Source organism: Crassaminicella profunda (assembly GCF_019884785.1).
GTDB lineage: Bacteria > Bacillota > Clostridia > Peptostreptococcales > Thermotaleaceae > Crassaminicella > Crassaminicella profunda.
In genome coordinates, this window is record NZ_CP082326.1 from 2,220,902 (window position 1) to 2,244,840 (window position 23,939).

A 23,939-nucleotide genomic window follows, 5' to 3' on the forward strand; every position below is an offset into this window, starting at 1 on the left:
ATCTTGCATCCAAGATAGAACTTTTTAATCATCTTATAATAATCCACCAATTTTTAAGAATAATGGTGCGAAAACAACTGCAACGATTGTCATAAGTTTGATTAAGATATTGATAGATGGACCAGATGTATCTTTGAATGGATCCCCTACTGTATCTCCAACAACTGCTGCTTTGTGTGCTTCACTACCTTTTCCACCATGGTGTCCTTCTTCAACATATTTTTTCGCATTATCCCAAGCACCACCAGCGTTTGCCATCATGATAGCCATAAGTACTCCAGAAACTAATGCTCCAGCAAGTAATCCACCTAATGCTTCAGTTCCAAGAATAATCCCTGTTGCAATTGGTGCAACAACTGCCATAATACCTGGTAAAAGCATTTCTTTTAAAGCTGCTCCAGTACTGATATCCACGCATCTAGCATAATCTGGTTTTGCTTTTCCTTCCATAATTCCAGGAATTTCTTTAAATTGTTTTCTTACTTCTTCAATCATTTCAAAAGCAGCTTTACCAACTGACTCCATTGTCATAGCTGAGAATAAGAATGGAAGCATACCTCCGATTAATAAACCAATAACTACTAAAGGATTTAATATATCTATTGCTTTTAATCCAACTACTTGAGAGTAAGAAGCAAACAATGCAAGTGCTGTTAAAGCTGCAGAACCGATTGCAAATCCTTTTCCGATTGCTGCTGTAGTATTACCAACTGCATCTAGCTTATCTGTAATATCTCTTACCCCACTTGGTAATTCACACATTTCAGCAATACCACCAGCATTATCTGCAATCGGACCATAAGCATCTACTGCTACAGTAATACCTGTTGTAGATAACATACCTACTGCTGCTAACGCAAGACCATATAATCCTGCAAATTTAAATGCAACTAAAATACCTACTGCTAAGAAAAGTATCGGCCATGCAGTTGAATACATACCTACTGCTAAACCACTGATGATTGTTGTAGCAGGACCAGTTTCTGATTGATTTGCAATTTTCTTAACAGAAGCATATTCTCCAGAAGTATACACTTCTGTAATTTTACCAATTGCCATCCCTACAATTAAACCACCTACGATTGCATAAAAAGCATTTAAGTTGCCAAGAAAACTCTTACTTAAAAAGAATGCTCCAACAACAACAATTCCTCCAGCTACATAAGTCCCTCTATGTAATGCCGCTGCTGGATTTACGTTTTCATCTCCTCTAACAAACATAGTACCAATAATAGATGCTACAATTCCTAATGCTGATAAAACTAATGGGAAAATTGCTCCGTTTAAAGGATCAACATTTGGGAAAGCTCCATTTGCAGCCCCAACTGTTGCAAGACCTAACGTAATTGCTGAAATAATAGAACCAACATAAGATTCGAAAAGGTCAGCACCCATACCAGCAACGTCACCAACATTATCACCAACATTATCTGCAATAACTGCTGGGTTTCTTGGATCATCCTCTGGAATTCCTGCTTCTACCTTACCAACAAGGTCCGCACCTACGTCAGCAGCTTTTGTATAAATACCACCACCAACACGTCCAAATAATGCAATTGAAGATGCACCTAGTCCAAATCCTGTAATGATTTCAGGATCTCCAAATACATAATATAATGTACCAAGTCCTAAAAGTCCTAAACCAACAACAGCCATTCCCATAACGGCACCACCATTAAAAGCAACACTCAATGCTTTAGTCATACCGCCTTCTTTTGCAGCATTAGCTGTTCTAACATTCGCCTTTGTTGCAACTTGCATTCCAAAAAATCCTGCTAAAGCTGAGAAAAATGCTCCAATGATGAAACAGATTGCTGATTTCCAGCTAATAGCAACCCCTACTACAATACATATTATAACTGCAAAAGGAACTAAAATTCTGTACTCTCTTGTTAAGAAAGCCATTGCTCCCTCGTGAATATATGTAGAGATTTCTTTCATTCGATCCGTCCCTACAGCAACCTTATTGATTTTTGCAGAAAGTGTGTAAGCAAAAATCAATGCAACAACACCTATAATAGGTGCAAGTATTTCAAAATTCATTTGTCATATGCCTCCTTTGTAATCTAGCCAACTTGCCTCAAATGTTTCTTAAATTTATTACTTTTGAAGATAAACCAAAACAATAGAAGTTATTATAAAAACAACTGCCCCAATGCTAGTTACTTTGCTTAAAAGGGTCTCATAACTTCTTCCTTTTTGTTTCCCCATAAGTTGTTCAGCACCACCAGCGATTGAACCTGATAATCCCGCACTTTTACCTGATTGTAAAAGTATACTACCTATAAGTATAAGGCTAGCAATAGCTTGTATAATCATCAACACTGTTTTCCCCATGTTTCCACCTCCTCTATCTCATTAACATACCTATTTTAACACAGCTATTTTTGAAAATCAATACATATTGTACTGTCCTAACCTTTAGATATAACCCTCTTGTCCTATAACCTATCCATTATTTGTAAATTTATCCATAACATTAATAAAAGGGTAGAATACTCTACCCTTTTATCATTACCAGTATTTTCTAAAATTATACTTTTTATCTTAAATTGTAGAAAGCTTTCATTCCTGCATATTTTGATGTTGCATCTAATAATTCTTCAATTCTTAATAATTGATTATATTTTGCTATTCTATCTGTTCTTGATGCAGAACCTGTTTTGATTTGACCAGCATTTACAGCTACAACTAAATCTGCAATAGTTACGTCTTCTGTTTCTCCAGATCTATGAGATACAACAGCAGTATATCCTGCTCTTTTTGCCATTTCAATAGCATCAAGAGTTTCAGTAATTGTACCAATTTGATTTAACTTGATAAGAATTGAATTCGCTGTTTTTCTTTCAATTCCTTTTTCAAGTCTTTCTGTATTTGTTACGAATAAATCGTCACCAACAAGTTGTACTTTCTTTCCTAATCGTTCAGTTAATACTTTCCATCCTTCCCAATCTTCTTCGTCTAAACCATCTTCTATAGAAATGATTGGGTATTTGCTTACTAATCCTTCATAAAAATCTACCATTTGCTCAGAAGTTTTTACAACACCTTCTCCAGATAGGTTATATTTCTTTTCATCTTTGTCATATAATTCAGTTGCTGCTACATCTAATGCTAACATAATATCTTCTCCAGGAACATATCCTGCTTTTTTAATAGCTTCAATAATTACTTCAAGAGCTTCTTCATTAGAAGTTAAGTTTGGTGCAAAACCACCTTCATCACCTACAGCTGTATTAAGACCTTTATCTTTTAATACTTTTTTAAGATTATGGAATACTTCAGCACCCATTCTTAATGCTTCTCTAAAGCATTTTGCACCAACTGGCATTACCATAAATTCTTGAATATCTACATTATTATCAGCATGTTCTCCACCATTTAGGATGTTCATCATTGGAACTGGTAATGTTTTAGCATTTACTCCACCTAAATATTGGAATAAAGGCATACCAAGAGACTGTGCAGCAGCTCTTGCAACTGCCATAGATACACCTAAAATTGCATTTGCACCAAGTTTTCCTTTGTTATCTGTTCCATCTAATTCAATCATAGTCATGTCCACGCCAATTTGATCTAACGCATCCATTTCAATAATTTCTTCAGCAATAATGTCATTTACATTATCAACAGCCTTTAAGACACCTTTTCCTAAAAATCTTTCCTTATCTCCATCTCTTAATTCAACAGCTTCAAATGCTCCTGTTGAAGCTCCAGAAGGAACGATTGCACGTCCCATACTTCCATCTTCTAAATATACTTCTACCTCAACTGTAGGATTCCCTCTTGAGTCTAATACCTCTCTTGCATAAATATCAGTAATTGTTGTTGGCATATGTATTTCTCCTTTCGAATTAAAAGTTTACAAGTTGTACAAAATCATCAGGCTTTAAGCTTGCTCCACCTACTAAAGCACCGTCTATATCTTCTTGGTTCATAATTTCCTCTACATTATTAGGCTTTACACTTCCACCATACTGAATACGTACCTCAGTACAGATTTCTTCCCCATATAGTCCTTTTACAACTTCTCTGATTTTGTAGATTGCTTCATTTGCTTGCTCAGCTGTAGCAGTTTTACCTGTTCCAATTGCCCAAATTGGCTCATAAGCAATCACAATATCTTTTACACTTTCAGCCTTAACATCTTTAAATCCTTTTACTACTTGGTTTTTCACCACTGCTTCCATTCTTCCGCTTTCTCTTTCTTCTAATGTTTCACCTACACAAACAATTGGCTTTATTCCATGATTAAGCGCAGTATGGATTTTTTTGTTTACAGTTTCATCTGTTTCATTAAAATATTGTCTTCTTTCTGAGTGTCCGATTACACAATAATCTACACCAATTTCTTTTAACATTAAAGGTGAAATTTCTCCTGTGAATGCACCACTTTCTTCATAATGCATGTTTTGAGCACTAACCTTTATATTTGTACCTTTTGCAGCTTCTTTTACTGGTTGTAAAAGGGTATAAGGTGTACATAATACTACCTCTACATCTGTTCCTGCAACACGGTCTTTAATATTTTCTACAAATTCAACTGCTTCTTTAATCGTTTTATTCATTTTCCAGTTTCCTGCAATAATAGGCATTCTCATGATTTTACCCCCTGTAAATTACTTGTCATTAATCGCAACAATACCAGGTAGTTCTTTTCCTTCTAGAAATTCTAGACTTGCTCCACCACCTGTTGATATATGCGTCATTTGATCAGCAAATCCAAGTTGCTCTGCTGCCGCAGCACTGTCTCCACCACCAATAATCGTTGTACCTTCACATGCAGCCATAGCTTCTGCAACACCTTTTGTACCTAGTGCAAAAGCTGGCATTTCAAATACACCCATTGGCCCATTCCAAACAACTGTTTTTGCTTGTTTTATAGCTTTACTAAAGATTTCTATACTTTCTTTTCCTGTATCAAGTCCCATTACATCCGCAGAAATATTCTCAACCTTTACAGTTTTATGTTCTGCATCTGCCTTAAATTCCTTGGCTACAACTACATCTACAGGTAACAATAAATTTACGCCTTTATCTTGTGCTTTTTTCATTAATTCTTTTGCTAATTCAACTTTATCTTCTTCAAGTAAAGAAGTTCCTATTTCAAGTCCTTTTGCTTTTAAGAATGTATATGCCATTCCACCACCGATAATCAATGTATCCACTTTTTCTAACAAGTTGTTAATTACACCGATCTTATCAGATACCTTTGCTCCACCTAATATAGCAACAAATGGCTTTTCAGGACTTGTTAAGGCTTTTCCTATCACATCGATTTCCTTTTGAATTAAATAGCCTGATACGCATGGTAGATAATCTGCAACTCCTGCTGTTGAAGCATGAGCTCTATGAGCTGTACCAAAAGCATCATTTACAAAAACTTCTCCTAAACTTGCTAATTCCTTTGCAAAATCAGGATTATTTTTTGTTTCTTCTTTTCTAAATCTAACATTTTGAAGTAGTACAACTTCTCCATCTTTCATTTCTGAGACAGCTTTTTTTGCACTTTCACCAACTACTGCATCATCTGCTGCAAAAATTACTTCTTTTCCTAATAATTCTGCAAGTCTTTTTGCTACTGGCTCAAGACTAAATTTTTGATTAGGTTCTCCTTTAGGTCTCCCTAAATGAGACATCAAAACTACTTTTGCTTCGTTCTCAACAAGATACTTTATTGTTGGAAGCGCTGCTCGGATACGAATATCATCTGTTATATTCTTATTTTCATCCATAGGTACATTAAAGTCACAACGCGCGAGTACCTTCTTACCTTTTACTTGAATATCTTCGATATTTTTCTTATTCAATACCCTTTCACCTCTACTCTTTAGATTATACTACTCTATATATGTAACATACTATTTGCTATTCGTCAATGATTTATGTTATGTTATCTTGAATAGAGGGTTCAATCTTGTATCAGATTGAACCCAACATTCATAATTTTTATAATCCTTTATTGATGATATAACTTACTAAATCTACTACTCTATTTGAATATCCCCACTCATTATCATACCAAGAAACGATTTTTGCCATATTTCCATCCATTACCATTGTCGATAAACCATCAACGATAGAAGATCTAGCATCTTGTTTGTAATCTACAGATACTAATGGCTCTTCACTGAATCCTAAGATACCTTTTAATTCTCCTTCAGCAGCTTCTTTAAATGCCTTATTCATTTCTTCAGCTGTAGCTGGTTTTTCTAATTCAACAACTAAATCTACAACAGAAACAGTTGGTGTTGGAACACGCATTGCCATACCATTTAATTTTCCTTTTAATTGTGGTAATACTAATGCTACTGCTTTTGCAGCTCCTGTAGTTGTAGGAATAATAGCTTCTGCCGCTGCTCTTGCTCTTCTTAAATCGCTATGAGGTGCATCTAATATTTTTTGATCATTTGTATAAGAATGTACTGTTGTCATTAATCCTTTTTTGATTCCAAACTTCTCGTCAACTATTTTAGCAAAAGGTGCTAAACAGTTTGTTGTACAAGAAGCATTTGAAATTACATGATGATTGTCTGGATCATATTTTTCTTCATTTACACCTAATACAATTGTAATATCTTCATTTTTTGCTGGTGCAGAAATAACTACTTTCTTTGCTCCTGCTTTGATATGTTTCCCAGCTGATTCTTTATCTCTAAAGAATCCTGTAGATTCAACAACAATATCTACTCCTAATTCTTTCCATGGAAGGTTTTCTGGATCTCTTTCTGCAAAGATTTTTATTTCTTTTCCATTTACAACAATAGCACCCTCTTTTACTTCAACTGTACCATTGAATTTCCCAAAACAGCTATCATATTTTAACAAATGTGCTAGTGTTGCAGGATCTGTCAAATCATTGATCGCTACAATTTCAAAATTAGCATCTGCCTTTGCCATTGCTACCTTAAACGCATTTCTTCCTATTCTTCCAAATCCATTAATTGCTACTTTTACACTCATGAAAACTCCTCCTTGTATTTATATGTATTTTATATTAAGATTTCTCTTGCTAACCCTTCATCAATCACCAATGTAAGATTCTCATTTAATCTGCTTATGGCAATAATTGCTTCAGCTTTTTCAGTTCCTGCAGCTACACCAATAACATGTTGCATCTCTTTATAGTGATTTAAACTAACACCCACAGTATTTACTTCTTGTATAATTTCTCCATCTTTATTAAAATAATATCCAAAAGCTTCTGCTACAGCGCCTTGCTCTTTTAAACTATTAATTTTCTCTTGGCGCAAGCCTCTTCTTATAGCCATTTTATCAGCTCTACCTATTCCAAAAACAAGGACTCCTATTTTTTGAATATAATCTACTACTTCCTTTATATTTGGATCTTCTGATAAACTTTTTAAAAGCTCTTTTGATATGTTATCAGGCATATGAAGGAGATTATAAGATGCATTAAGCTTCTTTGCAACCTTTGCTGCAATAGTATTAGCTTGATTTTCTACATTCTTTCCTAGTCCTCCACGAGCTGGAATAACAGCTATGTCAGATTGCTTTATTTCCTCTTCACCCATTTCCTGGGCAATCATAGCCATTGTTTGCCCTCCTGTAATACCTATAACAGTCTGGCTTTCCAATACAGATTTAAGATAAACTGACGCAACCCGACCAATTTCTCTTAAAACAAGTTCGTCTTCATCATAGAAACCAGGAACAATTAATACTTTCTTTATTTTTAGTTTTTCTACAACCTCTTCTTCAATGCCATTAAGGCCTTTAAACCTATGTATATATCTTCTTAATACTTCTAAACTAGTGTAACCAAATTTTGTGATATTCATTCCTTCAGCTTTAATATCTATGAATCCCTGTTCCTTTAAAACATTCACTTCTTTACGTACAATTCTTTCTCCCATTCCCAATTCACTTGCCAAATTTCTTCTTCCAATGGGTTGATAATAATGGATGAGTCTAAGCATTTTATATCGATTGATTAAAGTTTCTACAAATTCTGGTACAATTCTTTTTTGAATCTCAATCCATTGATCAATTTCAGCATTTTCTTTTCTTTGCATAACGCATATGCCCCTTTTAGAATTTCCCATGTTTTTACTCATTGGGACTTTTTTAGTCCCTATAGACATTTTTTGTCCCGTATGGGTTAAAAAAATATTCAACTATAGAATAGCATAATTTTGTATAAATATCAATAAAAAAAGACGTGAAATTTCACGTCTTTTAAAATCTTTTTCGTTTTGAAGAAGATAATATCTTCATCTCATCTCGATATTTTGCAACCGTTCTTCTTGAAATCTCAATCCCTTTTTCCTTTAATTTATCTGATATAGCTTGGTCACTAAGAGGTTTTCTAATATTTTCATGATCAATCATATCCTTAATCATGCTCTTAATACTTTCTGAAGCAATTCCTTCTCCCATTCTATTCGATACACCACTCGTAAAAAAGAATTTCATTTCAAAAACCCCTCGTGGGCTTTGCATATATTTACCATTAACTGCTCTACTTACTGTTGATTCATGGATTCCCACTTCATCAGCAATCTGCTTTAAAGTTAAAGGTTTTAAGCATTTTCTTCCTTTTTCAAAAAAGTCCATCTGGTAATCTAAAATAGCTTTCACAACATTATAAATGGTTTGTCTTCTTTGCTCTATACTTTTAATCAACCACATGGCTGAATTTAATTTTCCCGTGAGAAATTTTGATGTATTTGAATCTTTATTTTCATGTACTAACATTTTTCTATAATATGAACTAATAGACAATCTTGGCGCCGTACTATCATTCACCAGGATAACGTATTCCCCATCAATCTTTTCTACAGTCACATCAGGCGTAATATACTTGATTTCTTCTCCTGAACTGAAAGCTCTGCCTGGCTTAGGTTCTAGGGTTTTAATAAAATCTGTAATCTGTTGAACTTTCTTTGTAGATATATTTAAATTTTTAGAAATATTCATCAATCTATTCTCTGCCACATCATCTAAATGCTCTGATATGACTTTTAAAATTTTAGAATCCTCAATTCCTTTTTGCTTAACCTGAATCAATAAACATTCTTCTAGGCTTCTAGCAGCAATACCAGGTGGATCAAAGGTTTGAATAACTGATAATATTTTTTCTACTGTTTCTTCATTTACATGAAAATAAGAAGCTATTTCAGAAATGTTTATATTTAAATATCCCTTTACATCTAGACTTTCTATAATATACTTTCCTATGCTTGTAAATTGTTCTTTTAAAATAGCAAATTGTAATTGAAATAATAAATGCTCTGTTAATGTAATATCTGCAGACACAAATTGTTCAAAGGATACTTCTTCTTTATCTTTATGGTAATTGGGCTGTTTATAGCTTATATCATCATATTCTTTAAAATACTCTTTCCAATCCACTTCCTGCTTTTCCGTTTTTTCTTCTTGTTTTTTTCTTAGTTCGCCTTCTCGAGAGGCGCCTAAATCGAGAAGAGGGTTGATTAGTACTTGCTCGTCAATAAATTGATTTAATTCTTGATGATTGTATTGTAGTATCTGAATAGCTTGTTTTAACTCAGGGGTCATTACTAATTTTTGCACTTGTTCTATATTCAAATTAAACCCTAATCTCATCTCAAACCTTCACCCGCTCCCTTATATAAGTATTTATTAAATCATGATTTATTAGATTTATAACTTCTTTTTATCTCATTATATCATTAAATTTCATGGAAATAAAGTTACATAAATTCAATTTCAAGGAAAAAGACAAGGATTTCCCCTTGTCTTATCTATCTTTCTCCTTTTTCGTATGGAACTCCACTTGCTGCAGGACCAGCTGATTTTCCAACAAATCCTACTAATATGACAAGTGTTATTATATATGGTAGCATAGCTAAAATCTGTGATGATATTTCAACAGCTGTACCACCTAAAAAGACTACTAATCCTTGAGCAGCACCAAATAGTAAGCAAGCCCACATAGCACCTTGAGGTTTCCATTTACCAAAAATCATAGCTGCAAGAGCAATAAAACCTTGTCCAGATATCAATGTAGGACGGAAATTAGAGACTACAGCAAGACTCATTGAAGCTCCTCCAAAGCCAGCAAATATTCCTGATAAAATGACACTTAAATATCTAATTTTATAAATATTAATCCCTAATGTATCTGCTGCTTTTGGATGTTCCCCTACAGCTCTAATTCTAAGACCCAGTTTTGTCTTATAAAGCATATACCATATAATAAACACTAAAATAAATGCAATATATACAGTAGCGTACTGATTGAGTACCAAGTCAAAGAATGAATTCTGTGCAAATATACCATCTAAAGGTCTAGGCATTTTACTGTCTAAGTCTATAGATTTTGTCATTGTAGCTCCTTCAAAGAAGATACGACTTAAAAACAATGCAATTCCAGGTCCTAAAAAGTTAATGGCGATCCCTGATACTACTTGATCAGCTTCAAAGGTAACGGATGCAATGGCATGAAGCACTGCTAAAAATCCACCTGCAAGCCCTGCACACATAAGCCCTAACCATGGATTTCCTGTAAAATAACCTACCGTTGCCCCCATAAGTGCTCCTAAAGTCATCATTCCTTCAAGACCAATGTTAACAACTCCTGAGTTTTCAGAAATAACGCCTCCTAAAGCTGCAAAAATAAGTGGTGTTGCATACATTAATGTTGTACCAAGAATAAAACCTATATTATCAATCATTTATTTCACCTCTTTTCTTTTTCCTACAGTTAAAATCATTTTGATAAATTTCGGCATAGCTATGAAGAATACAATCGTTCCCATTACAATGCTTACAACTTCAGAAGGTGCTCCCATAGCAGACTGAATCTTAGGTCCTCCATATTTGAGTGCCCCAAAAAGTATTCCTGCAAAAACACATCCAAAGGCTCCATTACTTCCAATCAAAGAAACTGCAATTCCATCAAATCCATATCCTTCCATAGCTGCTAAAATAGCAACTTGTTTAGATACACCCATCACTTGTAATGCACCTGCAGCACCTGCTAATGCACCTGCAATAGTCATTGAAATAATCATACTTTTATTTACATTGATCCCACCATATTCAGCTGCATGTTTGTTAGAACCCACAGCTCTTAATTCATATCCTAATGTAGTTTTATTTAATATAAACCAAACCACAACGGCCAACAAAATAGCGCAGATAATTCCTAAATTTACAGGAGTTTTAAAAATGCTCTGTAGTACAGGATGTGCTTTAAACCACATTCTTCCTGGATCTGTATAACGCCACTTCTCTAAAATACCAATTGTTGCTGTATCCCATATTTTATAGGATGCTTCACTATTAGGTCTTTTAAACCCTTCTAGCATAATTACGTAATTGCTTAAATACAAAGCAATCCAGTTTAACATAATCGTCGCGATAACTTCATGTACACCAAACTTGGCTTTTAAATATCCTGCAATACCTCCCCATAAGCCTGCTGCTGTAATGGCTGCAACAAATACTACGATTGCATGAAGTCCAATAGGTAGTTTTACAAAATATCCTACTACCGTTGCCACTAAAGCACCAATAATAAACTGTCCTTCTGCACCAATGTTAAAAAGTCCTGTCTTAAAAGCAAAAGCAACAGAAAGACCCGTCATAATAAGAGGTGTAGCATAAATAATCGTATATGCCATATATTTAGGTTTTCCAAATATTCCTTTTAGCATAACCGTGTATGCTTCTATAGGGCTATATCCTGCTATCTTTAAAACAATAGCCCCTACAATAATTCCTAATAAAATAGACACTACTGTAATCATCAAATTTCCACTAAGCAGCATTTCTTTCAATGAATTTTTTTTACTTTTCATTGCCTGTACCTCCTCCTGCCATCATGAGACCAAGGGTACTTTCATTGGTTTCCTTAGATTCTACAATGCCTACAATTTTCCCCTCATAAATTACTGCTATTCTATCAGCTACATTCATTACCTCATCTAATTCTAGTGATACAAGCAGTACAGCTTTATTATGATCCCTTTGTTCTACAAGAGATTTATGCACATATTCAATGGCTCCTACATCTAATCCCCTAGTAGGTTGAGCAGCAATCAACAATTCTGGATTGTTTGTTACTTCCCTTGCAATAATTACCTTTTGCTGATTTCCACCTGATAAAGCTCGTGCCTTTAATGTCTCATCTACTGGACGAACATCAAACTTTTTTATTAATTCTTTTGCAAAGTTTTTGATTTTATCCTTTTGTAATATTCCTTTCTTTGCAAAAGGTGCTTTATGATAATTTTCTAATATCATATTTTGTTCAACACTAAAATCTAACACTAATCCTCTTTTTTGTCTGTCTTCTGGGATAGTTGAAATTTTGTGCTCTAAAATATTTTTTGGTGTCCTTCCTGTAATATCTTCTCCCTGCATAAGAATTTTTCCTGATTCTACTTTTCGAAGTCCCGTAATCCCTTCAATTAATTCACTTTGTCCATTTCCATCAACACCTGCTATGCCCAAAATTTCCCCAGCGTGTACCTTTAATGATAGTCCATCCACTGCATTGATCCCACGGTTATCTTTTACTACTAACTTCTCTATTTCTAATACAACTTCTCCCTTTTCTTTTTCTTTCTTTTCTACAACAAAGTTAACTTCTCTTCCAACCATCTTATTGGCTAGTTCTTCTTCAGTAGTTTCACTCACATCCACTGTATCAATATGCTTTCCTCTACGAATAATTGTACAATAATCAGCAATCTCTTTTATTTCTTTTAATTTATGAGTGATAATGATAATACATTTCCCTTGCTCCGTAAGATTTCTAATAATCCCTATTAAGTCCTGAATCTCCTGAGGTGTCAACACGGCTGTAGGTTCATCTAAAATTAAAATTTCAGCTCCCCTATATAATGCCTTTAAAATCTCTACTCTTTGTTGCATCCCTACAGTAATATCTTCTATTTTCGCATAAGGATCTACATGAAGCCCATATTTTTTAGATAATTCTTCCACATGTGAAACCGCTTCCTTAATATCCAACTTTCCGAAACTAGTAGTTGTTTCCTTCCCTAATATAATATTTTCTGCTACAGTAAAAGGCTCTACCAGCATAAAATGTTGGTGTACCATACCTATTCCATGTTGAATAGCTATATTAGGGTCTGTCATTGTTACCGTTTTCCCATTAATCGTTATTTCACCAAATGTAGGTTGATATAGACCATACAAAATGTTCATAAGGGTAGTCTTTCCCGCTCCGTTTTCGCCTAGTAAAGCGTGTACTTCTCCTTTATGAACAGTCAAATTGATACTATCGTTTGCAGTAAAATTACCGAAAACTTTTGTAATATTTTTCATTTCTACAGCTTTTTCATCAAACTTGATGTGGTTCAATAGAATAACCTCCTAATCACTTAATACCGAAGCAGCCCAGACTGTTTGCCTGAGCTGCTTAGTGTTCATTCTATTATATCACTTTTTTTATTGAAATTCATTAAAAGTTTTTTCATTATAAGGAACTACAATTTTTTCATCTATAATTTGTTGTTTTAACTCTTCTACTTCTTTTAAGATTTCAGCTGGTACATGTTTGTCAGAAGTTGGAGCAATATCTACACCGCCTTCTTTAAGTCCATAAACAACTGTTGTTCCACCTGGGAATTTTCCGTCCTTTAATCCTTCTGCCATATTAAATACTGCATTGTCAACACGCTTCATTGCTGAAGTAATTACATTTTCTGGTGCTAGTGCATTTTGATCTCTATCTACACCAATTGCTTTTTTATTTTGTTCCTTAGCAGCTTCAATTACACCGTCACCAACGCCACCTGCAGCATGGAATACAATATCTGCACCATCTTTGTACATTTGGTTTGCAATAGCTTTCCCTTTAGCAGCATCTGTGAAAGAATCCGCATATTGAACTAAAACTTTTACATCTTTATTAGCAGCCTTTACACCAGCCATATATCCATATTGAAAACCATCAATAACATTCCCTTTAATACCACCAACAAATCCAACTTTTCCTGTTTCTGTCATTTTTCCTGCTATGTATCCAACAAGGAATGATGGTTGCTCTTGTTTAAATACTACACCTACTGCATTTTCTGGTGTTTCTTCATAAGCAAAATCGATAATCGCATATTTTTGCTCAGGATTCTTTACCGCTTCTTCTTTTACTAAATCTCCCATTTTAAATCCAATACCCCAAATCAAGTCATTTTCATCGTCTAAGAGCGTTTCCATATTTGGGCCATAATCAGCATCTTGCTTAGATTCTTTATAAGAAGCTTTAATTCCTAATTCTTCTTCAGCTCTTTGTAAACCTTCCCAAGCTGATTGGTTAAATGATTGGTCGTTTACTCCACCTACATCTGTTACCATAGCAATTTTCATAGTTACTTCTTCAGCTGGCTTTTCTGCTGGCTCTTTTGGTTGTTCTGGTGCTTTTTCCCCACAACCTGCTAATAATCCAGCAGCCAGTATTCCTGTCAATAAAATTGTCAATCCCTTTTTAAACATGTAGAATTCCTCCTCTATTTTAATTTCCTATAAAAAGGACAATACTATATATTCGACATTAGATGTGAAAACCCTTTATAATTTCTTTAATTTTTTAATAATCGCTCTAATAGATATATATACTATCTTCATATTTATTTTTTCATTTTATTCACAACATTATACTTAAAGTTCTAATAAAAATTAGTCAAATAAAAACTTCGGCATAGCCGAAGTTTTTAACAAATATCTCCTTCATTTGCAACAAAACCTGCTTTTGCTAAGATATTTGTTCCTTGATCTAGCTTTTCTTCATTTACAAGAACAATTGGACCTGTACATCCCATTCCACTTTCTGCATAGACTCCATTTTTCCATAATACCTTTACAGCATCTTCTAAATCCATTATATCGATTCCAGATATAGCTCCTGTTACTACTTCTTTTGGTGGTGCAATCACTTCTTCATCACTTTCTGATGATTTTTTATTGTCTTTCGTTAATCCTTCTAATATTTCTTCTAGCTTTGCCTTCTTGGCTTTTTCGTATTCTTCCTTTGCTACTTTTGTAATTTTTCCTTTTGCTACCTTTGCTGCATAGCTTAATGCATTGGCAACTACTGGAGACCCTGAAGCTCTTGATAGGATAAGAATAATTCTGTCATAATCTTCTCCTACCCCTGGACCATATCCATAGCCTACTCCTTCGTAACTTCCTCCTGTTGTAAAGGATGAAAATACTTTCATCATAATATTTCCTGTAAGAGTATCGTTTACCATTACATCAGCTGTTCCACCTAGAAGATCATTTCCTCTCATTACGGCTCCGCCGTCTGCTCTCATGGATTCAGCAAAGTTAATTTTGTATCCATTACTACTTAATTCCTTTAATGCTCTTTCTACTTGTCTTGCTCCATCTAAATTTAAAATCCCTACTGTTGGATCTTCTATCCCCATAGCTTTTGCTGTGATAATTCCATACAATGCATTTTTCACCATAGCTTCTGTTCTATGAGCTGAGGAGGTTCCTGTTGTTGTTGCTAAGAACATTTCTTTCCCAAATCCTGGTGTAACTACTCTTCCTACTGTTGATACTCCTATTGGGAAATTATAGTGCATTGTTACACATGCGTCTATATATCCACTGTCTAATAATTCTTCCATTTTTTTATGCATTTCTTCTTCTGATGCTACTTCTGCAACTTCTAAATCCGTTTCAACCTTCGGTCCAATAAGGACAATATCAAAACCTTTTCCTCTTTTGGCTGCTATTTCTGCACCCTTTACTAAATTTTCTACACCATGCTCACTACCTAATATAGTCAAACCTACCTTTATCTTTTCTCCAAATTCACCTGTTTTTAAAGCATCAGCAATTTCCATAAAGGTGTTTCCTATTATTTGTTTTACTGCTCTTTTTTGTCCCATGATAATCCCCCCTATTCCTTTAGTAGATGGGATGCGAAATCTTTCATAGCCTCCGCTATCATATTTTTTATTTCTTCTTTTGATACACCTACAGACTCTTCTTCTCCTGGATTCCTTTCAAGAACTACAGATACACCATCAAATAGATTTGTCATTCTTCCTAAGAATAAACTTCCCTTTCCTACAACCATGGCTCTATTTAATTCCCCATTTGTTAAATCTTCTCTTGCAAATCCTAAATAAGGTACTCCTGATGGAATATGTCCTTGAGTTGGTGCCCATCCTGGCATACCATGTTTTTCTACAAAACCTTTTAATTCTTTTCTTTCTAATTCTTTTCTCTTAACTCCTAAAGCACCAATCATTTTATAGTTAGCTTCTGGTACATCTCCTGCTCCTGCTGGTTTTGTGATATCTGGGTTTTGCATTTCAACAGAATATTTATCAATATCTGTAATCTTTAGTCCACCCTTATCAAGAGGTGCAGTAACTAGTGATGTTATAACTGCTTGAGGAGATGATCCTGTTCCTACTGTATGTCTTCCTACTAAGTCTGTTCTAATGATTGGGTTTACCCCATCATTTTTACTGATAAGGATTGCAAATGCACCTACTACATCTTCTAATACAGGCAATTCTTTTTTTACATGGTCTTTTCCGTTCATTCCAAGTTTTGCTGTAGCTCCACCTGCTACGATAACAACATTCTCATAAGTTCCTGCCTTTACAAGAGATGCTGCTTGAATAAGAGCATGAGTTGGTGCTGCACAGAATCCTCTTGTATCTGAACCTGTTGCATTAGAAGCTTTCGAACACTCTGCTATAGCTTTTGCAAAGTTTCCGCCACCTCTTTGGTTCATATCTCCACAAGCTTCTTCTGAACACTCTATGACATAATCAATATCCGCCACATTTAAATTATTTTTGTCTACAAGATGTTTAAAGGCAAGAACTCCTGAAGCTTTTACTACTAGGTTTTCAAAAAGGATATGTGCAGTTAAGTTTACATCTACATCATGAGCTCTTTTTACACAACCTACTAATTTTCCTTCATGGTAAAGAGCTTCTGCATGCTGCTCATTGATAAATTTCTCAATCTCAGCTAACTCTTCTCCTTCTTTTAACTTCTCTACTTCTTCTTTAAATAATGGATGACTTCCTATTTTCTCTTTTAATGTTTGTGTAAATCCTTTTTCGATTTTCACAAGATCAAATGCATCTACAATTTTAATAAGCGCAATGAATTCATCTTGTGGCATAATTTCTCCAAATCTTCCAAAACGATCCTTGCACTTCGCATCTTGACTACACCAAGGTAAATCATATTCTCTTAAATCCTCTGGATTCATATTTCCTATGTATACTTGGTTTGGCGCATAATTTAAAACCTCTTCATAACTTCTAATGTGCTCTGGTAGCTTTTTAAGATATTCTGAATCAGGGTTGGTAATTCTTTCTGTAGTTTGGGTTGTTCCATTATGGATAATCATATCCGGTGTATATACTAATGCATATCCTGCACCTTTTATTACTGGATAACTCATTTTTCCACCTCCGTATAATTTAAAGAGTTTGCCGCAAGTCTCATGCAGCTCGCAGCTACAGACTATTCAATCATCTATCTTAGTATATTACAAATATAAATCTCTTGCATAAATATAGAAAATATTTATGATGATTGTTTTTTTATTAAAAGTTTTAATAAACATACATAAATCTATAAAACCATTATATAATTTTAATAAATGGGTGATTTTCACCACCCATTCATAGCCAAGCAGCTGCCAGCTGCCTAAAACAGCTGGCAAAGACTTAATCTTCAAAAACAGTTTGATCTTCTACTTCAGTTTCTAATGCACTTAATGCTTTTTCAACTAATTTTCTTCTTAATTTTTTCTCTTCCTCTGGATCCAATGATGGATTTCCTAGTGGATGAGGAATAGCAATTGTAGGTACGATTCTGTTCGCTCCAACTGTCAATGAAATTGGAACAACCGTACACATATGGACAACCGGAATTCCAGTTCTTTCGATTTCTTTTACCATCGTTGCACCGCAACGTGTACAAGTACCTCAGGTAGATGTTAGAATAACTGCATCTACACCATCTGCCACTAATTCTTTTGCATACTCAGCTGCAAACTTTTTAGAATTACCAACAGACGTTCCATTACCTGTCGTAGTATAGAAATATCTGTGAAGTTCTCCAATTTTTCCTTCTTTTTCCAAATCTCTTAAAACATCAACAGGTAATACTCTGTCTGAATCTTCATTCGCATAAACAGGGTCGTATCCACCATGTGCTGTTTCATGAGTTTCAGCTGTTAAATCACTAAATTCAGATATATCATATTTACCATATTTTGATGCACTTGATGACTCAATATGATCTGGATTTCCTTTCGGTACAATACCACCAGAAGTAACAATTGCTACCTTTGCTTTTGATATATCTTTTATAGCTTTACCAGGGGTCACATTATCAAAGTCTGGCATTGGATATTCTGTAATATATTCCTCTCCACTTAACTTCTTAATCAACATATCAACAGCTCTTTTTGAGCCTCTTTCTTCTCTAAAAATATTCTTTCTTACACCCCTTGGAATATATCCTTCAACACTAGGAGCTTGAATTTCTTCGCCTTTTCCAAATTTTAAAGCAAATTTTGCTAATGCTGGAATAGCTTTTCTCATTGTAGCCGCTGAGTTTCCTGTCTCAATAATATAAAGATCTTTTTTAAACATATCTGATCCGGGATTTTCGGGGTACATAGCTGTTACAACAGGAATATTAAACGCTTCTTTTACAGCTTTACTAATAGCTCCACAAGCTACGCCATATCTACCTGCATTAAAAGCTGGACCTGCAATGAACAAGTCTGGATTATACTTTTTCACCATATCAATAATCACAGATTTTGCTTCTTCAATATTTTCATTAAAATAGGAATCACCACAAATTACCGTAGCAACAATTTCAGCTTCATCTTTAAAAGCTCCTTTTAAGGCCATTCCTGGTCCTACTACACCTTCTCTTACTTCCGGTTTTACATCTGCTTTTTCTTCTCCACCAATACCTGCAAAGAATTGGTTTATATAATGAACAACTCTAATCTTGCTCATGTTTTCCCCCCTCTCGTATTTTTAACGGGAAATTTTTTAATATTTACAGAATTGTTCTCTCATGGAACTCATTTCTTCAATAATCTCATCAACTTCTAATACCATTTCCATCATACCAATTTGCTCTTCATAAACTTCTTCATCTACAGCCTCTTTAAATTCTGGTTCTACAACGTGATATACTCTAAGTCCTAACTGGACTCCTGCTAACGAACCTGCAAAAGTAGGGTCTCCATTTGTTACAGTTTCTGCAGCTAAGCCTGCAGCTTCTGCTTCTGCTGCTCCAAAAAGTACGATGATATTTTCAGCACCATGCTTCTCAGTTAAATTCTTCACCCTATTTTGATTTTCTAGGTCCATTGCTCCTGCAGCCGTTCAGACAAAGCACTCTGTAGCTGAAAAAACAACTTCACAGCCTGTGCCTTTTAAGCATTCTTCAATAGCAGGACCTGGTATACCATCTCTATCACCAATGATGATGACTTTTTTTCCTTCAAATAATCCCATGGTTACCATCCTTTCTGTCATTTATTTTTTATTTTAAATTTCTTACTATTAAAATCCTGTAGCAGACATTTTATTGAAGCCTAATTCATTTGTAGCACCTGTAATTACTTGGATTTCAGCTTCAATGCTTCCATCAGGTCTTAAACTACCATCAAATCCTCCTGCAATTCTATCCACATAATCAAGCATTCCGATTATTTTTTTCATTGGAGGAAGTACAATAACTTCATTTGCATTCCCACCAGTTACCACAGCATCTGCTTTTGAGTCTGCATCTGCAAGAGATTGGGATGCACCATCACGACCTGCATACTCGTCAGTAACAATAACAGTTTTTACACCTTCATTTTCAATTTTCTTACAGTTCATAATAAGATCTGTATCTGGATTTCCAAAACCTTCTTGAGATACAAGTGCACCATCAAGTCCTAAGAACTTACAAAACTTTGCAGTCCAATTTGAAGATCTTTCCTTATCTGCAAGATATACGTTTTCATTTGTAATGATTACGCCTACAAAGTTAATATCTTTTCCATGTCTTTCATATAAATCATGAATGATTGGATTATTTAAATGGTGATAACTTGTATTTTTATCACAAGCTGATACACAGTTACCACTAAGAATTGCTCCATCCATCACTTCCGTTGGATAAAGAATTGTAGGTACTATTTTTTTTGCATCTACCCCATATACATAAGTATCATGTAATAACCCTTGTGTTTGAAGCATATAAACATAGCCAACCTTTGGTAGGTCTGGATACTCAGCAACACTCTCAAATAATGGCTTTGTCTCATAAACTTCTACTTCATCAGGAGTAATTTCTTTTCCTGCTTGACCAATGAAAGTAGCTACTTTTAATCCTGCCATTCTTACAGCAGCTTCATATTCATGTTGTTTCAAATCGTCTATTGGTTCAATCACCAAACAAACATTATTTAGCTTTGAAAACGGAGTATATTCAGCTCCAGGACCACTCATATCGATAATACCTTCCTGGAAACCTACGATTTTACCACAAGTAACCACTGCAGCTCCCTTTAATACATGTGTGCGACCTGAACCTACAGTAGTAACTTTACTGATTACTCCAGGAAATATACCACCTTGTCCATCAACTTTGACTCTTGGTTCAATAACATCCTTCACAGGAGTTATTCTGGTTTCTTCCCCTGGTTTCGCAAGTTCTACCTGCACGCTCTTAATGTGATCATCTTCCTTTATAATACTTATGATCTCTTCTTTGTTTACATATAATATTCCATTTTCCACTTTAGTTATATCACTAAACTGAACATCTGTAATATTAATTTTTCCTAATTCTAAGCGCACATGATTCACCTCCCTTTATATTTTAACCCACATCTAGTAGACTATATGCCTACTAGTGTGAATCATAGACTATCCTACATGTTTTTGAAGCATGGCAAGTATATTTCCTTTTGTTGCATCATCCTTTGTTACTTCATCAATTTTTTCACCATCTTTGTATAGTAGAATTGTTGGAAGACCTAATACCCTTTGTGATATAGCAAGTCTTCTAGCTTTTGTTGTATTTAATTTTGCAAATTTCACTTTTCCTTCATATTGAGCTGCAAGTTCTTCCACATCTGGCATTAAAGCCTTACATGGTTCACAACCATCACTCCAAAAATCTACAAGAACAAATCCAGCTGCTTCTAAAACTTCTTCTTGAAAAGTTTTTTTATCAAGTGCTAACATATGATTTCCTCCCTCATTTTTAAAAATTATTTTCGATATATTTTTCTGCTGCAACAGCTGCAATTGCACCATCAGCTGTAGCAGTTACTACCTGTCTTAAAGATTTTACTCTAATATCTCCAGCAGCAAATACACCTTCTACATCTGTTTTCATATCAGCATCTGTAATTACATAACCGCCTTCATTTAGTTCTATTTTGTCTTTGAATACATCACTTTGAGGCTTATATCCTACAAATGGGAATATTCCAAAGGTTCCATCTTCTTCATCTGCATGATATTCAGTAGTTTCTTCTGTTTTCTTGTTTTTAAATACAACAGATTCTACAATGCCATCTCCTTTTATTTCTTCAACTACACTGTCCCACATAAAATTTATTTTCTCATTTTTAAATGCTTTATCTTGAATAGATTTTGCAGCTCTTAATTCATCCCTTCTATGTACGATAGTAACTTTTCTTGCAAACTTTGTTAAATACATAGCTTCTTCTACTGCTGAATCTCCTCCTCCTATTACAAACACTTCTAAATCTGTAAAAAAGTCTGCATCACAAGTTGCACAATAAGATACTCCTTTTCCTGTTAATTTCTTTTCTCCAGGGCAACCAATAGGTCTTGGTGTCGCACCACTTGCAATGATTACTGCCTTTGCTTTATACTCTTCTTTTTCTCCCTTTATGACTTTTATTTTTTCTGTAAAGTCAACATCCATTACAGTATCTTTTTTTCTCTCTGCCCCAAATTCTTCTGTTTGTTCTACCATTCTTGCAATAAGACTTGGTCCTGTAGCCTCTTGAATAGATCCAGGATAATTTGCTACCTCATTAGTCGTAACAATTTGTCCTCCTGTTTTGTCCTTTTCTAATATCAATGTTTTCATTTTAGCTCTTGCTGCATATAGTCCTGCTGCTAGACCTCCAGGTCCTGCTCCTATAATGACTATGTCATATACATTTTCCATTTTATTTCCTCCCTCTCCATTATTAAAATAATTAGCAAAACTGATCCATACTTTCTATTGCACTCTTTATCAAACAATAATCAATAACTTTAAAATCTTCTAATATTTTTTCTGCCCAAAGGGGTGTCTTCTTCCCTCTAATAAATTTCTCCGCCGTTTTAATACTTCCTTCAATAATTTCAAGAAATTCCATATTAAGGTTACTTTTTTCTTTTGTAATAATCGTTGACTTAAAAGGCGTCTCATTAGGCTTAACGCTTCCCGATAGGGGATGTGTCATCAGTCCATGCCCCTCATGAATCTTGTCCCTAGTAATGGTAAGAACATCAAGATACGAATATTCTTTCGAATAAATTATATCCATTTTTTCCTTATTTTCTTCATAAACTTTCGAATTATTTGTAATTAATATTTTTTTCATCCCATAATCACCCCAGTTTCTTTTAGGAAAACGTTTCCCTGATTTTTTATAAAAATAGAGGCGCATGACAAACCCATGTTTGCCATACGCCTCTGTCTTCAACCTGAGAGTTTCTTCTAATCAATAGAATTGCTCCTTCGGTGCTTTTTAAAAGCTTTCCAGAGTTCCGTCCAAATACGGTCCTTTTGCCTGAGAATTTCACAAAAAGATAGGCAATACCCTCTTGCTTGTCCCTTCGGCGATCCAATTCGGATTCTCTTCCGCATTTTTCAACCAGAATATTTATATCTTCTATGTATTTTTAATAATCATTAGAATTATCTTTACATTTATTATATTATAAAAAATACATCTTTACAATCATTTTTTGTTATTTTTTGTTATTTATTTTATATAAATTATACATCTCTCATATATAAAATTGCCAATAGCCCTGGTCCTGTGTATGTTCCTATGGTACAACCTATTTCCGTAATGACTATTTTCTTTGGCTCAAAGACATTCATCATTTCTTCCTTCAGTTTTTCTAGCCCTTCTATATTCCCACCATGTGCTATACACACATATTCTGTTCCATGCTTTAAGCCTCTTTCTTTTGCAATTTGAATCATTTTAGGTATAATTTTCTTATTTCCCCTTACTTTATCAAAAAGCTCTACTTTACCATTCTTTATAATCAAAATAGGTTTCACATTTAATATTTTTCCGATTGTAGCTTTAGTAGCACTAAGTCTTCCGCCTTTTTTGAGGTAATCAAGAGTTTGTACAGAAAAAATGTGGTCTGCTTTCCCTTTCATTTCTTCTATTCTATCTATAATTTCTTCTTTGCTTTTACCTTCCTTTGCCATTTTAGCTGCTTCTACCACAATCATTCCACAAGTATACGAAAGTGCTAAAGTATCAATTACTGTTATATCTTCTGATTCTAATTCTTTCTTTGCCATTAAGGCTGATTGATGGGTACCACTTACCCCTGAAGATCCATTAATGATCATTACTTGATATCCATTTTCTAAAACATTTTTTATTTCACTCATGAATATGCCTGGCGTAATTTGAGATGTACTAGGCAGTTCATCAGACTCTCGTAATTTACTAAAGAATTCTTCTGCACTCAAATCCTCACGATCTTTAAATTCTTCATCTCCAAACCTTATGGTTAACGGCAAAACAGTAATATCATATTCTTCTATAAGTTCCTTTGGAATATCCGATAAACTGGTTGTCATAATTTTTATGGGCTTCAATTATATTCCCTCCTATCACCATAAATCTATCTTATCTATATTATTTTATTATCTATATATTATTTTTACAACTGTATTTT

At 34.4% G+C, this 23,939-nt stretch carries 21 protein-coding genes and 2 riboswitches; all 21 genes read right to left on the reverse strand.

Going from position 1 to position 23,939, the window contains the following annotated elements; translation table 11 throughout:
- Positions 1-33: 33 nt before the first annotated feature.
- The 21 genes from K7H06_RS10545 to K7H06_RS10645 all read right to left on the reverse strand — a co-directional run bounded on the left by K7H06_RS10545 (position 34) and on the right by K7H06_RS10645 (position 23,859).
- Complete coding sequence (locus tag K7H06_RS10545; RefSeq protein ID WP_223039822.1) at positions 34-2,043, reverse strand: sodium-translocating pyrophosphatase; 2,010 nt, start codon at positions 2,041-2,043, stop codon at positions 34-36.
- A 57-nt stretch (positions 2,044-2,100) separates the two neighbouring features.
- Positions 2,101-2,337, reverse strand: coding sequence for a preprotein translocase subunit SecG (secG, locus tag K7H06_RS10550; RefSeq protein ID WP_223039823.1), 237 nt, complete (start codon positions 2,335-2,337; stop codon positions 2,101-2,103).
- A 205-nt stretch (positions 2,338-2,542) separates the two neighbouring features.
- Entirely contained in the window at positions 2,543-3,835 is a 1,293-nt protein-coding gene (gene eno, locus K7H06_RS10555; RefSeq protein WP_223039824.1) for a phosphopyruvate hydratase, read from the reverse strand.
- A 19-nt stretch (positions 3,836-3,854) separates the two neighbouring features.
- Positions 3,855-4,601, reverse strand: a complete 747-nt coding sequence (gene tpiA, locus K7H06_RS10560) for a triose-phosphate isomerase (RefSeq protein WP_223039825.1) — start codon at positions 4,599-4,601, stop codon at positions 3,855-3,857.
- Positions 4,602-4,619: 18 nt separating this feature from the next.
- On the reverse strand, positions 4,620-5,810 hold the full coding sequence (locus tag K7H06_RS10565) for a phosphoglycerate kinase (protein ID WP_223039826.1): 1,191 nt from the start codon (positions 5,808-5,810) through the stop codon (positions 4,620-4,622).
- 139 nt (positions 5,811-5,949) lie between these two features.
- Complete coding sequence (gap, locus tag K7H06_RS10570; protein WP_223039827.1) at positions 5,950-6,963, reverse strand: type I glyceraldehyde-3-phosphate dehydrogenase; 1,014 nt, start codon at positions 6,961-6,963, stop codon at positions 5,950-5,952.
- A 29-nt stretch (positions 6,964-6,992) separates the two neighbouring features.
- Positions 6,993-8,036 carry a sugar-binding transcriptional regulator gene (locus K7H06_RS10575; RefSeq protein WP_223039828.1) on the reverse strand — a complete coding sequence of 348 codons (1,044 nt, stop codon included), beginning with the start codon at positions 8,034-8,036 and terminating at the stop codon, positions 6,993-6,995.
- A 163-nt stretch (positions 8,037-8,199) separates the two neighbouring features.
- Positions 8,200-9,588: an RNA polymerase factor sigma-54 gene (gene rpoN / locus K7H06_RS10580; RefSeq protein WP_223039829.1), complete on the reverse strand. Its 1,389-nt coding sequence runs from the start codon at positions 9,586-9,588 to the stop codon at positions 8,200-8,202.
- Positions 9,589-9,746: 158 nt separating this feature from the next.
- Positions 9,747-10,679, reverse strand: a complete 933-nt coding sequence (locus tag K7H06_RS10585; protein WP_223039830.1) for an ABC transporter permease — start codon at positions 10,677-10,679, stop codon at positions 9,747-9,749.
- Positions 10,680-11,807 (reverse strand): ABC transporter permease, encoded by a 1,128-nt coding sequence (locus K7H06_RS10590; protein WP_223039831.1) that lies wholly within the window; start codon positions 11,805-11,807, stop codon positions 10,680-10,682. It lies immediately after the preceding gene.
- Positions 11,797-13,302: an ABC transporter ATP-binding protein gene (locus tag K7H06_RS10595; protein WP_223040002.1), complete on the reverse strand. Its 1,506-nt coding sequence runs from the start codon at positions 13,300-13,302 to the stop codon at positions 11,797-11,799. The genes K7H06_RS10590 and K7H06_RS10595 overlap by 11 nt, the downstream gene beginning before the upstream one ends.
- A 123-nt stretch (positions 13,303-13,425) precedes the next feature.
- Positions 13,426-14,469 carry a BMP family lipoprotein gene (locus tag K7H06_RS10600; protein WP_223039832.1) on the reverse strand — a complete coding sequence of 348 codons (1,044 nt, stop codon included), beginning with the start codon at positions 14,467-14,469 and terminating at the stop codon, positions 13,426-13,428.
- 218 nt (positions 14,470-14,687) lie between these two features.
- A complete protein-coding gene (gene grdD / locus K7H06_RS10605; RefSeq protein WP_223039833.1) occupies positions 14,688-15,875 on the reverse strand; it encodes a glycine/sarcosine/betaine reductase complex component C subunit alpha in 1,188 nt (395 codons plus the stop codon).
- Between the two features lie 11 nt (positions 15,876-15,886).
- Complete coding sequence (gene grdC, locus K7H06_RS10610; protein ID WP_223039834.1) at positions 15,887-17,419, reverse strand: glycine/sarcosine/betaine reductase complex component C subunit beta; 1,533 nt, start codon at positions 17,417-17,419, stop codon at positions 15,887-15,889.
- 268 nt (positions 17,420-17,687) lie between these two features.
- Positions 17,688-18,998 (reverse strand): glycine reductase complex selenoprotein B, encoded by a 1,311-nt coding sequence (grdB, locus tag K7H06_RS10615; protein WP_223039835.1) that lies wholly within the window; start codon positions 18,996-18,998, stop codon positions 17,688-17,690.
- A gap of 36 nt (positions 18,999-19,034) precedes the next feature.
- Entirely contained in the window at positions 19,035-19,505 is a 471-nt protein-coding gene (gene grdA / locus K7H06_RS10620; protein ID WP_223039836.1) for a glycine/sarcosine/betaine reductase complex selenoprotein A, read from the reverse strand.
- Between the two features lie 48 nt (positions 19,506-19,553).
- Positions 19,554-20,840, reverse strand: a complete 1,287-nt coding sequence (locus K7H06_RS10625) for a glycine/sarcosine/betaine reductase component B subunit (protein WP_223039837.1) — start codon at positions 20,838-20,840, stop codon at positions 19,554-19,556.
- A gap of 69 nt (positions 20,841-20,909) precedes the next feature.
- Positions 20,910-21,230 (reverse strand): thioredoxin TrxA, encoded by a 321-nt coding sequence (gene trxA, locus K7H06_RS10630; RefSeq protein ID WP_223039838.1) that lies wholly within the window; start codon positions 21,228-21,230, stop codon positions 20,910-20,912.
- A gap of 19 nt (positions 21,231-21,249) precedes the next feature.
- Positions 21,250-22,191, reverse strand: coding sequence for a thioredoxin-disulfide reductase (trxB, locus tag K7H06_RS10635; RefSeq protein ID WP_223039839.1), 942 nt, complete (start codon positions 22,189-22,191; stop codon positions 21,250-21,252).
- 31 nt (positions 22,192-22,222) lie between these two features.
- A complete protein-coding gene (locus tag K7H06_RS10640) occupies positions 22,223-22,612 on the reverse strand; it encodes a GrdX family protein (RefSeq protein ID WP_223039840.1) in 390 nt (129 codons plus the stop codon).
- Between the two features lie 90 nt (positions 22,613-22,702).
- Positions 22,703-22,776: riboswitch (glycine riboswitch) on the reverse strand.
- Positions 22,777-22,779: 3 nt separating this feature from the next.
- Positions 22,780-22,885: riboswitch (glycine riboswitch) on the reverse strand.
- A gap of 125 nt (positions 22,886-23,010) precedes the next feature.
- Complete coding sequence (locus tag K7H06_RS10645) at positions 23,011-23,859, reverse strand: DegV family protein (RefSeq protein WP_223039841.1); 849 nt, start codon at positions 23,857-23,859, stop codon at positions 23,011-23,013.
- Positions 23,860-23,939: the final 80 nt, after the last annotated feature.

What these genes read in the sequence shown, in the direction of transcription:
- trxA (WP_223039838.1), bottom strand. Translation starts at nt 21,230, where the DNA reads ATGTTAGCACTTGATAAAAAAACTTTTCAAGAAGAAGTTTTAGAAGCA.
- grdC (WP_223039834.1), bottom strand. Translation starts at nt 17,419, where the DNA reads ATGAGTTATCCAGTAATAAAAGGTGCAGGATATGCATTAGTATATACA.
- gap (WP_223039827.1), bottom strand. Translation starts at nt 6,963, where the DNA reads ATGAGTGTAAAAGTAGCAATTAATGGATTTGGAAGAATAGGAAGAAAT.
- rpoN (WP_223039829.1), bottom strand. Translation starts at nt 9,588, where the DNA reads ATGAGATTAGGGTTTAATTTGAATATAGAACAAGTGCAAAAATTAGTA.
- secG (WP_223039823.1), bottom strand. Translation starts at nt 2,337, where the DNA reads ATGGGGAAAACAGTGTTGATGATTATACAAGCTATTGCTAGCCTTATA.
- tpiA (WP_223039825.1), bottom strand. Translation starts at nt 4,601, where the DNA reads ATGAGAATGCCTATTATTGCAGGAAACTGGAAAATGAATAAAACGATT.
- K7H06_RS10600 (WP_223039832.1), bottom strand. Translation starts at nt 14,469, where the DNA reads ATGTTTAAAAAGGGATTGACAATTTTATTGACAGGAATACTGGCTGCT.
- K7H06_RS10585 (WP_223039830.1), bottom strand. Translation starts at nt 10,679, where the DNA reads ATGATTGATAATATAGGTTTTATTCTTGGTACAACATTAATGTATGCA.
- K7H06_RS10640 (WP_223039840.1), bottom strand. Translation starts at nt 22,612, where the DNA reads ATGAAAAAAATATTAATTACAAATAATTCGAAAGTTTATGAAGAAAAT.
- eno (WP_223039824.1), bottom strand. Translation starts at nt 3,835, where the DNA reads ATGCCAACAACAATTACTGATATTTATGCAAGAGAGGTATTAGACTCA.
- K7H06_RS10545 (WP_223039822.1), bottom strand. Translation starts at nt 2,043, where the DNA reads ATGAATTTTGAAATACTTGCACCTATTATAGGTGTTGTTGCATTGATT.
- K7H06_RS10595 (WP_223040002.1), bottom strand. Translation starts at nt 13,302, where the DNA reads ATGAAAAATATTACAAAAGTTTTCGGTAATTTTACTGCAAACGATAGT.
- K7H06_RS10590 (WP_223039831.1), bottom strand. Translation starts at nt 11,807, where the DNA reads ATGAAAAGTAAAAAAAATTCATTGAAAGAAATGCTGCTTAGTGGAAAT.
- grdD (WP_223039833.1), bottom strand. Translation starts at nt 15,875, where the DNA reads ATGGGACAAAAAAGAGCAGTAAAACAAATAATAGGAAACACCTTTATG.
- trxB (WP_223039839.1), bottom strand. Translation starts at nt 22,191, where the DNA reads ATGGAAAATGTATATGACATAGTCATTATAGGAGCAGGACCTGGAGGT.
- K7H06_RS10575 (WP_223039828.1), bottom strand. Translation starts at nt 8,036, where the DNA reads ATGCAAAGAAAAGAAAATGCTGAAATTGATCAATGGATTGAGATTCAA.